The sequence below is a fragment of the Methylibium sp. genome (genome assembly GCF_031393925.1).
In the GTDB taxonomy this organism is placed as follows: domain Bacteria; phylum Pseudomonadota; class Gammaproteobacteria; order Burkholderiales; family Burkholderiaceae_C; genus Methylibium.
Map to the genome: position 1 here is coordinate 1 of NZ_JANMWL010000308.1, position 13,044 is coordinate 13,044.

A 13,044-nucleotide genomic window follows, 5' to 3' on the forward strand; every position below is an offset into this window, starting at 1 on the left:
TTGCGGGCGAGCAACTTGAGGCCGGCCTCGACCGCTTCTTTCTTGGTCTTGAACGGCCCGGCGCGCATGGCCGCCTCGAGCAAAGCCTCTTCGATGACGATGTTGGTGCGCATGGTGTGTATTATTAAGCCACTTGATACACATCGTACATCACATGCGAAAAACCCCGAAGCGGGGTTGCTCGGGTATCGGTGCATTGAGGCTGGCGCTGATGGCCAGCGCCAGCACGCGGCGCGTGTCGGCCGGGTCGATCACGCCGTCGTCCCACAGCCGTGCGCTGGCGTAGTAGGGATGCGCCTGGTGCTCGAACTGCTCGAGGATGGGCTGCTTGATGGCGCGCTCCTGCTCGTCGCTCCAGCTGCCGCCCCGGGCCTCCACGCCGTCGCGCCGCACCGTGGCCAACACGCTCGCCGCCTGCTCGCCGCCCATCACGCTGATGCGCGCGTTAGGCCACATCCACAGCATGCGCGGCGTGTAGGCGCGGCCACACATGCCGTAGTTGCCGGCGCCGAAACTGCCGCCGATGATGACGGTGAACTTGGGCACCGTCGCCGTGGCCACCGCCGTGACGAGCTTGGCGCCGTGCTTGGCGATGCCCTCGGCCTCGACCTTGCGCCCGACCATGAAGCCAGTGATGTTCTGCAGGAACACGAGCGGAATGCGCCGCTGGCAACACAGCTCGATGAAGTGCGCGCCCTTCATCGCCGAGTCTGAAAACAGGATGCCGTTGTTGGCGACGATGCCCACCGGCATGCCTTCGAGGTGCGCAAAGCCGGTGACGAGCGTGGCGCCGTAGCGCGCCTTGAACTCGTCGAACTCGGAGCCGTCGACGACACGCGCGATCACCTCGCGCACGTCGTAGGGCTTGCGCGTGTCGGTCGGAACAATGCCGTGCAGCTCGTTGGCGTCATACCTGGGCGGCCGAGGCGCCCGTCGCAGCAGCTGTTCGGGCTTGCGCCAGTTCAGGTGCCCGACGATCTGACGCGCCAGCGCCAGCGCATGGGTGTCGTTGTGCGCCAGATGATCGGCCACGCCCGACAGCCGTGTATGCACGTCGCCGCCGCCCAGGTCTTCGGCGCTCACCACCTCGCCGGTGGCGGCCTTCACCAGCGGCGGGCCGCCGAGGAAGATGGTGCCCTGGTTCTTGACGATGACGGTCTCGTCGCTCATCGCCGGCACGTAGGCGCCGCCGGCCGTGCAGGAACCCATCACCACCGCGATCTGCGGTATGCCCAGCGCGCTCATGTTGGCCTGGTTGTAGAAGATGCGACCGAAGTGGTCGCGGTCGGGGAACACCTCGTCCTGGTTGGGCAGGTTGGCGCCGCCGCTGTCGACCAGGTAGATGCAGGGCAGCCGGTTCTGCTGCGCGATCTCCTGCGCGCGCAGGTGCTTCTTGACGGTGAGCGGGTAGTAGGTGCCGCCCTTGACGGTGGCGTCGTTGCAGACGATCACGCATTCGACGCCGGCCACCCGGCCGATGCCGGCAATGACGCCGGCCGCGGGCGCGATATCGCTGCCGTCCTTGTCGACGTAGACACGGTAGGCGGCGAGTGGCGCGATCTCGAGAAAGGGCGTGCCGGGGTCGAGCAAGGTCTCGACGCGCTCGCGCGGCAGCAGCTTGCCGCGCGCCAGGTGCTTGGCGCGGGCGGCGTCGCCACCGCCGAGCGCGATCTTGGCGAGCTTGACGTTGAGGTCCTCGACCAGCGTGCGCATCGCCGCCGCGTGGGTGCGGAAGTCTTCGCCTCGAGGGTCGAGCTTCGAATCGAGTGCAGGCATCGGGTCTCCTGTTGCAATGCGCTCGTCGGTTCCGCATCTTCGGCGCGCCGCGCAGTTTACGTTAACGTAAACGTCAACTCCGACCCGGGTGCCTGGGACGCTTGCGGTCGCGTCGGCGCGCGCCCACTGGATGGGCCGTTCGACGGGCCGACACGACCGCGCTGCTTGCGCGTCTTTCGGCGAACCGCGGCGTGCAAGCGATCGGGCGGCCTGTCGCGGCGTCAGCGCGCGGGCGACACCCCCACTCAGGCACGCTCGGCGGCCAGCGTGCGCAGGTCGTTGAGCAGCACCGCCACGTCGAGCGTGGGCACGCTGTAGATCTCGCGCACGGCCAGCCGCGCGTCGACGAGAAAAAGCTTGAGCATGTGGTTGAGCGTGCGCGTCGGGCGGCCGCGCGCATCGATCTCGACCGTCACGTCCTGGCCCAGGCCCGTGAGCAGGGGCATGAGCCTGGGCACCGAGGCGGTGGTCAGGAACTGCCAGCGCAGCCGCGTGTCGCGCGCCAGCGCGTCGCCGTAGAGCCGCATCTGCAGCGGCGTGTCGTTCAGCGGATCGAAGCTCAGGCTCACCAACTGGCTGCGCGCGGCGAGTGCCGCATCGCGCAGCAGCGCCTCGCGCGTTTCGTTCATCACGCGCAGCGCGAGCGGGCAGCCGACCGGGTCGCGGCAGTAGGTGTAGACAAAGCCGACCAGGCTCAGGCGCCCGCGCAGCAATGCGTGCAAGCGGGCGCTGCGGCCGTCGGACTGCAGCACCTCGCCGTCGGGGCAGGCTTGCAGGCGCGGCAGGGTGTAGCTGCCGGGTGCCGGCAGGCGCCGGGCATCGACGCGCGGCACACCGGCAGGCGGTGCGGCGTCTCCCGCCGCGCGCGCCGACAGCGCCTGCAGCGCGGCGAATGCGCCGAGCGCGAGCGGTGCGCGCAGCCGCGCCAGCCGCGTCGCGCTCGCCGGCTCAGCGCGCCTGCGCGACGCGGTCGAGTCCGAGCTCCGCATAACCCTTGCCGCCCGGCTTGGCACTGAACTTCATGTGGTGGGCGCGGCCGAGCCCTTGCTTGGCGAAATCAACTTCGAAGGCGAGCGCGAGTTCCTTGCCGTCCCACGAAAAACCGCGCAGGAACTGCTCGTTATCGGCGCCGACCTTGTCCCACTTCTCGAGCAGGCTCGACGTGAGGTAGACGCGCTTGCCGTCCCAGCTCTGGGACACCATGTTGACCTGCTTGCCGGTCTGCTTGGCATAGGTTTGCTTGGGCGCCTCGGGGTCGGTGAGGTCGAAGTAACGCGTCATGCCGTCCATGAAGGTGTTGACCCACAGGCCCTTGCCGTCGGCGGAAATGCTGATGTCCACCGGCAGCGGGATCTTGGCCGGGTCGCCGATCGTGGCGACCTCCTTGGCGGCCCACTTGCCGTCGGTGCCCGGCTTCACGAGCCAGAGCTTGGAGGTCAGTGCGGTCGCGGTGATCGCCCACTCGTCGCCAGGCTCGAGAGACCAGCGGATTTCCAGCGGCGCGCCCGGCACGCTGAACACCTGTTGCGGCTTCATCGCCTTCAGATCCCACAGCACCATGGTGTTGCCGAAGTTCTTCATCGCCTGGGCATCGGCGACCAGCTCGCCGAGCGGTCGCCTGTAGTTGGCGCGGCCGGTGAAGCTGGACGTCAGCATCGCGTTCTTGGCCGGGTTGATCGCGATGTCGTAGCCGTAGCCGTCGCCCTTGACGCCGCCGACTTCGCCGGTGGGCATGTCGTACTTGCCGACGAAGTCGCCCCGGTTGTTGTAGAGCGCGATGCCGGTCGTGCCGCCGTTGTCCTTGGCGTTCGACAGCCCCGCCACCAGCATGCGCCCGGGCAACGCGTAGAAAGTGTGCGGACCGACGTAACCGGTCTTCGCCGTGAAGTTGCCGAGCGTCTTGACCAGCTTCGGATGCGCCGGATCCTTGCCAACCTCGAACACATGGATGCGGCTGTCATCGAGACCACCGGCCCACAGGTAGCGGCGGTCGTCGGTGAAGCCCATGTGGTGAGCCTCGCCACGCTTGCCCGGCACCGAGACCCGGCTGACCACTTTGCCGTAGGTCTTGGATTTCGGGTTGACGTCGACGGTGACCAGCTTGTCGCGGCCGTCGCCCATGCCCTCGACACCCAGCGTCCAGACGTGAAGAAAGTCTTCCTGGCCTTTGATCAGGCGCTGAAGGTAGGGCGAGTGGCAGGTCTCGTCGGCCCGCACGGGAGCGCTGAAGCCGGCCAGCCCGGACAGCGTGCATGCGGCCACCGCCGCGGCGATCTGCTTTCTCATGTCCTCTCCTTGTTGTGGTGAAACGGGCAGTGCCCGGCACAAGGGACGCTTCTACGCTTGTTTCGTGCGCAAGGGAACACCGCACCGCAGAGGAGCCGCTTCGAACAGCGGCGCTTCGCGGCCTGCCGCGCCGCCACCGCCTCAGAACGGGCCCTGGGCGAGCCAACGCTCGATCTGCGGCTTGCGGTCATTGCCCCAGAACGCCTCGCCGTCGATCACGATCGTCGGCGCACCGAAGATGCCGGCGGCGATGGCCGTGTCGTTCTCGGTCTTGAGCCGCGCCTTCCAGGTCGGGTCGTTCCAGGCCGCTTCGGCCGCGGCGGGGTCGAGTCCCGCCTGCGTACACAGCGCGAGCAGCGCAGCGGCATCGCTGAGCACCACGCCGCGCGTGAAATAGGCGCGCAGGCCGGCGTGGGCCCAGGCGGTGGCGCGCGCCTCGTCTTGCGCATGCAGCCACCAGAAAACGCGCGCGGCGTTTTGCGTGGGGATCGGAAAGCTCGGCGGCAGCTGCAGCGGCACGCCCTCGAAGCGCGCCGAGCGCGCAAAGTCGGCGATCGAATATTCGCGCTTGAGCGGGTAGGACACGGGGCTCTTCAGCTCGGCGGCCTGGAAGGTGGCGCCCAGCAGGATGGCATGCCAGCGCACCGTGCGGCCATGCCGCGCCGCCACCGCCTCGACCCACTCGCTGGCGATGTAGGAGTAGGGCGAGGAGAAGTCGAAGTAGAACTCGACGGGCGACCTGGCACTCATCGTCGCAAGCTCAGCCGCCGTAGAGGTACTTCGGCAGCCACAAGGTCAGGCCGGGCCACACGTACATGAACACCATGCACAGGATCACGATCAACATGTACGGCATCATGCCCGCGAATATCTGATTGATCGTGACGTGCGCCGGCGCTACCCCCTTGAGGTAGAAGGCCGACATCGCCACCGGCGGCGAAAGGAACGCCGCTTGCAAATTGACGAACACCAGCACGCCCCACAGCATCGGGTCGATCTGGAAGTGCGTCAGCAGCGGCAGGAAGATCGGCACGAAAATCACGATGATCTCGGTCCACTCGAGCGGCCAGCCTAGCACGAAGATGATGGCCTGCGACAGCAGCATGAACTGCAGCGGCGTGAGGTCCATCGACAACACCCACTGCTCGACCAGGCGCTGCCCGCCCAACAGCGCGAACACGGCCGAGAACAGCGCCGAGCCGACGAACAGCCAGCACACCATTGACGTCGTCTTGGCGGTCAGGAAAACCGCTTCCTTGATGCGCTGGAAATTCAGCGTGCGAGCGTGGAAGGCCATCAGGAAGGCACCGGCCGCGCCGACCGCGGCCGATTCGGTCGCGGTGGTGATGCCGAACAGGATCACCCCCAGCACCACCAGCGTGAGCGTGGCCAATGGCATGACCGACGACACCAGCATCGTCAGGATTTCGTACTGCTCGGCGTCGAACTTCAGGTAATACCAGGCGAGCAGGCCCAGCATCGCCACCACCGTCAGCGCGAAACCGATGTAGAAGGCTTCGGGCACGGCTTGCGTTTTGGGCGCCTCCCCCTGGCCGCCACCCATCTGCTGCAGACCTTCCGGGCCGCTGGGGGCAGTGGCTTCGTCAGCGGCACCCGGTGGCGCTTGCAAACCACCGCTTTGGGACGACTCGCCCCCGCCATCGCGGCCCGCTGGTTCCTGCAGGCCGCCGCTGCCGGGGGGCTCCTGCACACTGCCGGCGTTAGGGGGCTCCTGCAAGCCGCCGGCCCCGGCGATCGTGGCGGCCTTTTGCGACAGCTGCGTGTTCGGCCCAGCGTCTTCGCCCTTTTGCGAATAGATCGTCACGTACCACCAGGCGGCGCCGAGGCACACGATTGCCAGCCACAGCGGCACCAGCGCGCGGAACAGCGCGCGAACGAGCTGGAACCAGGTAATGCGCAGGCCTGCGGCACTGGCGCGTACCGCACGGGCCGGCGCCACCACGGCGCGCAACAGCGCCGGCAACATGCGGCGCGAATAGCTCGCCGCAACATGCGCGACCCAGGGCGAGATCGGCGCACGCTGCTGCTCCAGCGGCAGATTCGGCGCCACCTTCGGATTGATCATCGCCCAGCCGATGACGTAGATCAGGTACAGCAGCGCGAGGAAGAAGCCGGGGAACATCGCTGCGGCGTAGAGCTTGACGACCGACTGCCCGGCCACCGCGGCATAAACGATGATCATCACCGACGGCGGAATCAGGATGCCCAGCGTGCCGCCGGCGGTGATGACGCCAGAGGCGAGCCGAACGTCGTAGCCGGCGTTGAGCATCGGCCGCAACGCGATCACGCCCATCAACACCACCACCGCGCCGACCAGTCCGCTGGCAATGCCCCAGAAGGTGCAGATGATGAGCGTCGTGACCGCCAGCGAGCCCGGCACCTTGCGAAACGCAAGCTGCACGCTGTGGAACATCTTGTCCACCAACGCGCCGCGCTCCATGACGTAGCCCATCAGCACGAACAAGGGAATCGACAACAGCGTCTCGTTGGTCATCGCCCCGAAGGCGCGCTGCACCATCAGGTCGAAGATGCGGTTGTCGAACCACGGCATGGCCGGGTCGTAGAAGGCGATGAAGCCGAACACCATGCCCAGCCCCATCAGCGTGAACGCCGTCGGGAAGCCCAGCATGATCACCACCACGATGAGGCACAGCATCGTCAGGCCGAGGGCGGCGTTGCTCATCCGGGCACCCTCCGTGCTGCGCGCGTTCCGGCCGAGCGGGAATGAGCCCGATTTCGGGCGACCGTGCATGGGCTCATGTGTGGTCCCTCCCACCGCCGCCGCGCTGGTGCGCCGCTTCGTCGATGTCCTTGGCCTTGCTCATGATGTCGCGGCGGGCCGCCTCATCGACATAGGTGCTGCTCGCGAGCTGTTGCTCGACGACGTCCATCTCCTGGGCGTCTTTCAGGCGCGGGGTCCACACGCCCGTGCGGATGCAGACAACGCAGCGAATCATTTCGGCGATCCCCTGCAGCATGACGATCACGCCAGCGAGCGGGATCACGAACTTGAACGGATAGACCGGCAGCGGCGTCGCGTTGAAGGTCTGCTCGTGCATCGCCAGCGATTCGTTGAAGTAGGTCCAGCCGGCCCAGGTCAAGGCGCCGATGCCCGGCAAGAAGAACAGGAAGTACAGCACCAGGTCCAACCAGGCCTGGGTGCGCGGCTGCATGCGACCGTAGAAAAAATCGCCGCGCACGTGGCCATCGTGCGCCAGCGTGTAGGCGCCGCCCATCATGAACAAGGTGCCGTACAGCATGTTGTTGACGTCGTAGATCCAGGCCGTCGGGGCGTTCAGCGCATAGCGCTTGAAAACCTCGGCGCACACCACGAGCATCAGCACCACGATCAGCCATGCGGAAGCCTTGCCCGCCAAGGTACTGAATCGGTCTGCGGTGTGGAGGAGTCGTTGGGTGTTCATCGATATGGCGGCACACGAGCCTCAAAGCAAACCAGCCACCCGGAGTTGTGCCCGGGTGGCTGGCGGCTTGCGCGGGTGGAGCTCAGGCTTTCTTCTTGGAGAAGTAATGGTTGTACGCCATCTTGAAGTCGACCAGGTAGTCGTTCTGCCACTGGCCGGCCCGCTCGGCGAACGCTTTTTGAGAGTTGAGCACTTTCGTGAAGAGGGCGTTATCGACCGCCTTCTTGGCAAGCGTCTTGTCCCAGGCTTCGAGCTGCGCGCGCAGGATCGCGTCGGGCGTCTTGTAGAACTTGACGCCGGCTTTCTTCAGCTCGATGTAGTCCTGCGAGTTGCGCTCGATCGCTTTCCAGCTCATGTCGGCGCTGGAGGCCTGCACGGCGAAGTCAATGATTGACCGAAGATCCTGCGGCAGGGCCTTGTACTTGGCGCCATTGAACAGGATCTCGAACTGTTCGCCGCTTTGGTGAAAGCTCTGCAGCATGCAGTTCTTGGCCACGTCGGGGAAGCCGAGCGTGCGGTCGCTCGACGCGTTGTTGAACTCGGCCGCGTCGATCAGGCCACGGTCCAGTGCTGGCACGATTTCGCCACCGGGCAGCGGGTTCACTGCGGTGCCGAGTTCGGTGAAGATGTCCACCGACAGGCCGACGGTGCGGAACTTCAGGCCCTTCAAGTCCTCGACCTTGGCGATCGGCTTCTTGAACCAGCCCAGCGGCTGGGTCGGCATCGGGCCGTACAGGTACGACACCACGTCCATGTTGATCGACTTGTAGATCTCCTCGAGCAGCGCCTTGCCGCCGCCGTAGTTGTGCCAGGCCAGCACCATATTCGGGTCCATGCCGTAGGCCGGGCCCGAGCCCCACAGCGCCAGCGCCGAATTCTTCCCGTAGTGGTAGGCCACCACGCCATGGCCGCCGTCGAGCGTGCCCTTGTTGACCGCCTCGAGCAACTGGAAGGCCGGCACGACCGCGCCCGAAGGCAGCACCTCGATCTTCAGCCGCCCGCCGGCCATGTCATTGACCTTCTTGGCGAAGTCGTTGGCGTACTCGTGGAAGATGTCCTTGGCAGGCCAGGTGCTCTGGAAACGCAGCGAGGTGGTCTGCGCCACCGCAATCATGGGGACGGCCAGCGCCGTGGCGCCCACTGCGCCGACGGAAGCGGACTTGAGGAAGCGGCGGCGCTGCGCGGCGGTCTTCTGGATCATGCGGTTCTCCTGAAATAAAGCCAGCCGCGCGACGCCTGCATGTCAGGACGGTTCTGTGGCATTCGGGACCACTATGCTAGGCAAGCAGCGGGCGCGCAGCCGCTGGCATTTACCCGCGCTACGCAAGGTCCACCACACTGCGGTCCCCGCGCACCCGCTGGAGCGCCGTGGGCGTGATTTCGCCTTCAAGGCCGCTCGAGCGCCGACTTGACCAGCAGGCTCGCGCGCGCCACCAGCGCCGGCTTCGGGCGCGCCGTGCGGGCACCGCCGTTGAGCAGGAGCACATGGCCGCCGAGCTTGGCATTGCGGGCGATCTCGATGACCTGCCACGTGAGGTGAACGTCTTCATTGGCGAACACCGGCCCGCTGAAGGCGAAGTTCACGTGCAGCACCAGCACCTCGCTGGCGGGCGCGTCGAGTGGCCGAGCGAAGTGTGAGGTCGCCAGGCCAAGCAGCATCGAGCTGGTGTGCTGGCCGCTCGCGATCACCTCGCCGAAACGAGAAGGCTGCGCCTGCGCCGCGGAGCTGTGCAGCGGATTGCGGTCGCGACAGGCGAGCGCAAAGGCCTCGATGTCCTCACGGCTGTAACGGTCGGTGCGCTTGATCGCATCGCCGACGGCGGCGGGCGGCGTCGACGGGGGTGGGTGTTGCGGGCCGGCCTCGCTCAAACCAGTTCCAGCGCCAATGCCGTTGCCTCGCCGCCGCCGATGCACAACGCCGCCACGCCCTTGCTCAGGCCGCGCTTCCTGAGCGCGCCGAGCAAGGTGACGACGATGCGTGCGCCCGAGGCGCCGACCGGGTGGCCGAGCGCGCAGGCGCCGCCGTGGACGTTGACGCGGTCGTGCGGCAGCTTGAACTCGCTCATCGCCGCCATCGTCACCGCGGCAAAGGCCTCGTTGATCTCCCACAGGTCGACGTCGCCAGCGCGCCAGCCGGTCTTCTTCAACACCTTGTCGATTGCGCCGGCCGGTGCGGTGGCAAACCACTCGGGCGCCTGCGCATGCACGCTGTGCGCGAGGATGCGCGCGATCGGCCTCACGCCGCGCTCGCGCGCCGTGGACTCGCGCATCAGCACCAGCGCGGCGGCACCGTCGGAGATCGACGACGACGTGGCGGCGGTGATGGTGCCGTCCTTCATGAACGCCGGTTTGAGGCCCGCAATCTTGTCGAGCTTGGCCTTGAAGGGCTGTTCGTCCTTGCTGATGGTCACTTCGCCACCCTTGCCCGCCAAGGTGACCGGCGCGATCTCCCACTCGAAGCTCCCGTCGCTGTTGGCCGCGATCGAGCGCTCGGTCGAAGCGACGGCAAACGCGTCCATCGCCGCACGCGTGAAGCCGTATTTGGCGACGCAAGCTTCAGCGAACACGCCCATCGCCTTGCCGCGCTCGTAGGCGTCTTCCAGCCCGTCGATGGCCATGTGGTCGTAGAGCGCGGCGGCGCCGTACTTGATGCCCTTGCGCACGAAGGTGAGGTGTGGCGCGTTGGTCATGCTTTCCATGCCGCCGGCCACCACCACGCCGGCCGAACCGGCGACCAACATGTCGTGGCCGAACATCATGGCGCGCATGCCCGAGCCGCACATCTTGGACAGGGTCACCGCGCCGGCCGAGTCGGGCAGGCCGGCCTTGCGCATCGCCTGGCGCGCGGGCGCCTGGCCCTGGCCGGCCATCAGGCAGTTGCCGAACAACACTTCATCGACCGCGTCACCAGGCACGCCCGCGCGCGCCACGGCGGCCTTGATGGCCACGGCGCCCAGCTCCCAGGCCGCCAGCGAGGAAAAGTCGCCGAGCAGCCCGCCGATGGGCGTGCGTGCGGCCGAGACGATGACGATCGGGTCGTTGGAGATAGACATGTCGGAACTCCTGCAATTGCGGGGGGAACGGTCGGTCGCGCGCGGCCCTCAGATCGGGTTCTGGCCGAGCTGCGCCTCGGTGGACGCCGCCGCCAGCATGGCCGCCTCGCTGGACTCGAAGCTGCTGAAGCCCGGCCCGCCGCGGCGGCGAAAACGCTTGTCACGGTCATAGGGGAACACATCATGCACATGGCCGGCGAGGATGCGGTCCTTGTGCCCTTGCCAGAAGGCCGCGTCCAGCAGGTCGGGATGGTGCTCCATGAATACCTTGCGGACCTGCGGATTGCCCAGCAAGAAGGGCTCGAAGGTCTCGGGGAACACGTCCTTCGGGCCGACCGTGTACCAGACCTCGCCCGACATCTCTTCTTCCGCGTTGCGCGGCTCGGGCACCTTGCGGAAGTTGCAGTCGGTCAGGTATTCGATCTCGTCGTAGTCGTAGAAGACGATCTTGCCATTGCGCGTGATGCCGAAGTTCTTCCAGAGCATGTCGCCCGGGAAGATGTTGGCCGAGACCAGGTCCTTGATGGCATTGCCGTACTCGATGACGGCGTGGCGCACCTGCTCGGGCGATGCCTCCTGCAGGTAGATGTTGAGCGGCACCATGCGGCGCTCGATGTACACGTGCTCGAGGACGAGGCTGTCGCCCTCCTCCTCGAGCAGGCTGGGGCAAAAGTGCTTCAACTCTGCCAGCAGCTCGTCCTCGAAGCGCTGCAGCGGGAACGCGACGTTGCTGTACTCCAGCGTGTCGGCCATGCGGCCCACCCGGTCGTGGCTCTTCACCAGCAGGTACTTGCCCTGGATCTGCTCGCGCGTCGTGTCCTTCTGCGGCGGGTAAAAGTCCTTGATGACCTTGAACACGAAGGGAAAGCTCGGCAGGTCGAACACCAGCATCACCATGCCCTTGATGCCGGGCGCAATGCGGAAATTGTCGGTCGAATGGCGCAGGTGGTAGAGAAAGTCGCGGTAGAAGACGTTCTTGCCCTGCTTCTGCAGGCCCAGCGCGTTGTAGATCTCCCAGCGCGGCTTGCGCGGCATGAGCGAGCGCAGGAACTGCACATAGGCCGACGGGACTTCCATCTCCACCATGAAGTAGGCGCGCGCAAAGCTGAACAGCAGCAGCAACTCGTCCTCGCCGAACAGCACCGCGTCGATGACGAGTTGCGCGCGCGCGGTGTGCAGGATCGGCAGCGCGAACGGCGTCTCGTGAAAGCCGTTGATGTACTTGCCGACGATGTAGGCGCCCTTGTTGCGATAGAACAGGCTCGCGAGCACCTGGATCTGGAAGTTGGCGCGCAGCTTCACGTCGCCGAGCTGTTGCTGCAGGGCCCCCAGCACGAACTCGACGTCGCGTCCGAGGTCTTCGAACTCGCGCTTCAACTGGTAGTGGTCGACGATGCGCACCAGCGTCTCGCGCAGCGTGTCGCGGCTCGGGTAATAGGCGCGGTAGGTGGGTGTGGCTGCCGGCTCGTCGTTTTCGATGTACTCGGTGCTGACGGCGGGGCGCACGAAGATGAAGTCGTTCTTGAAGTAGCTGCGGTGCAGGATCTTGGTGGTGACCGAGTTGAAGAAGGTCTCGGCCAGCTCGGGCTGGTGGTGCTCGATCAGGAGGCCGATGTAATAGAGCTTGACCTGCTGCCAGGTCTCGCTCGAGAGCAGGCTGGCGAGGAACTCGCGCTCCAGGCGCTCGGCGGCCTCTTCGACGCGCTTGTCGTAGAACTCGATGCGCTGCGCCTGGGCGCGCTGCTGGCCGTGCCAGTCGGCCTGCTCGAAGCGCTGCTTGGCCTCGGCGCTGGTCTGGCGAAACAGCGTGTAGTGGCGGTCAAACCCTTCGATCAGTGCCTGCGCGATGTCGAGCGCGCGCGGGTCGGCCAGGATCTGCAGCGCCGCGGCGCGCTTCACGCTCGAGCCTCCCCGGGTGCGTCGTAGCGCCGCTTCACGGCCGCGATGGCGCCAGCGTGCGCTTCAATGATCTCGCCGGGCGCACGCACCGTCATCTTCAGGTCGTGCAGCAGCCCGTCCCCGAGTCCGTAAAACCAGCCGTGGACCACCAGTTCCTGGCCGCGCAGCCACGCGTCCTGCACGACCGTGGTGCGGGCAACGTTGGTGGCCTGCTCCACCACGTTGAGCTCGCACAGCGCGTCGACCCGGCGCTCGGCTGGCACGCCGTCGAGCCAGTCCTGGTACCAGTTGCGCACGTCCTGCACATGGCGCAGCCAGTTGTCGACGATGCCAGCGCGCCGATCCTGCATGACCGCGGCCACGCCACCGCAGCCCGAGTGGCCCACCACGATGATGTGCTTGACCTGCAGCATGTCGGTGGCGTACTGGATCACCGACAGGCAGTTGAGGTCGGAATGCACCACCACGTTGGCGACGTTGCGGTGGACGAACATCTCGCCCGGCGCCAGGTCGACCAGTTCGTTGGCCGGCACCCGGCTGTCGGCGCAGCCGATCCACATGTATTGCGGCACCTGCTGCGTCTGCAG

At 66.5% G+C, this 13,044-nt stretch carries 12 protein-coding genes; all 12 read right to left on the reverse strand.

Annotated elements, in window-relative coordinates:
* On the reverse strand, positions 1–197 hold a 197-nt coding region (locus tag RMO12_RS15740), incomplete at its 3' end, for a type II toxin-antitoxin system VapB family antitoxin (RefSeq protein ID WP_309639993.1).
* A complete protein-coding gene (locus RMO12_RS15745) occupies positions 151–1,776 on the reverse strand; it encodes a carboxyl transferase domain-containing protein (RefSeq protein WP_309639994.1) in 1,626 nt (541 codons plus the stop codon). The genes RMO12_RS15745 and RMO12_RS15740, both read right to left, overlap by 47 nt.
* A gap of 245 nt (positions 1,777–2,021) precedes the next feature.
* On the reverse strand, positions 2,022–2,765 hold the full coding sequence (locus tag RMO12_RS15750) for an SCO family protein (RefSeq protein WP_309639995.1): 744 nt from the start codon (positions 2,763–2,765) through the stop codon (positions 2,022–2,024).
* Complete coding sequence (locus RMO12_RS15755) at positions 2,725–4,062, reverse strand: selenium-binding protein SBP56-related protein (protein WP_309639996.1); 1,338 nt, start codon at positions 4,060–4,062, stop codon at positions 2,725–2,727. The genes RMO12_RS15750 and RMO12_RS15755 overlap by 41 nt, the downstream gene beginning before the upstream one ends.
* Positions 4,063–4,203: 141 nt before the next feature.
* A complete protein-coding gene (locus RMO12_RS15760) occupies positions 4,204–4,812 on the reverse strand; it encodes a 2-hydroxychromene-2-carboxylate isomerase (protein WP_309626335.1) in 609 nt (202 codons plus the stop codon).
* 10 nt (positions 4,813–4,822) lie between these two features.
* Positions 4,823–6,766: a TRAP transporter large permease subunit gene (locus RMO12_RS15765; RefSeq protein WP_309639997.1), complete on the reverse strand. Its 1,944-nt coding sequence runs from the start codon at positions 6,764–6,766 to the stop codon at positions 4,823–4,825.
* Positions 6,767–6,839: 73 nt separating this feature from the next.
* Positions 6,840–7,505, reverse strand: coding sequence for a TRAP transporter small permease subunit (locus RMO12_RS15770; protein WP_309639998.1), 666 nt, complete (start codon positions 7,503–7,505; stop codon positions 6,840–6,842).
* An 82-nt stretch (positions 7,506–7,587) separates the two neighbouring features.
* Positions 7,588–8,706, reverse strand: coding sequence for a TRAP transporter substrate-binding protein DctP (locus tag RMO12_RS15775; RefSeq protein WP_309639999.1), 1,119 nt, complete (start codon positions 8,704–8,706; stop codon positions 7,588–7,590).
* Between the two features lie 185 nt (positions 8,707–8,891).
* On the reverse strand, positions 8,892–9,374 hold the full coding sequence (locus RMO12_RS15780; RefSeq protein WP_309626331.1) for a MaoC family dehydratase: 483 nt from the start codon (positions 9,372–9,374) through the stop codon (positions 8,892–8,894).
* A complete protein-coding gene (locus RMO12_RS15785) occupies positions 9,371–10,558 on the reverse strand; it encodes an acetyl-CoA C-acyltransferase (protein WP_309640000.1) in 1,188 nt (395 codons plus the stop codon). The genes RMO12_RS15780 and RMO12_RS15785 overlap by 4 nt, the downstream gene beginning before the upstream one ends.
* Before the next feature lie 48 nt (positions 10,559–10,606).
* Positions 10,607–12,457 (reverse strand): bifunctional isocitrate dehydrogenase kinase/phosphatase, encoded by a 1,851-nt coding sequence (aceK, locus tag RMO12_RS15790; RefSeq protein ID WP_309640001.1) that lies wholly within the window; start codon positions 12,455–12,457, stop codon positions 10,607–10,609.
* On the reverse strand, positions 12,454–13,044 hold a 591-nt coding region (locus RMO12_RS15795; protein WP_309640002.1), incomplete at its 5' end, for a carbonic anhydrase. The genes aceK and RMO12_RS15795, both read right to left, overlap by 4 nt.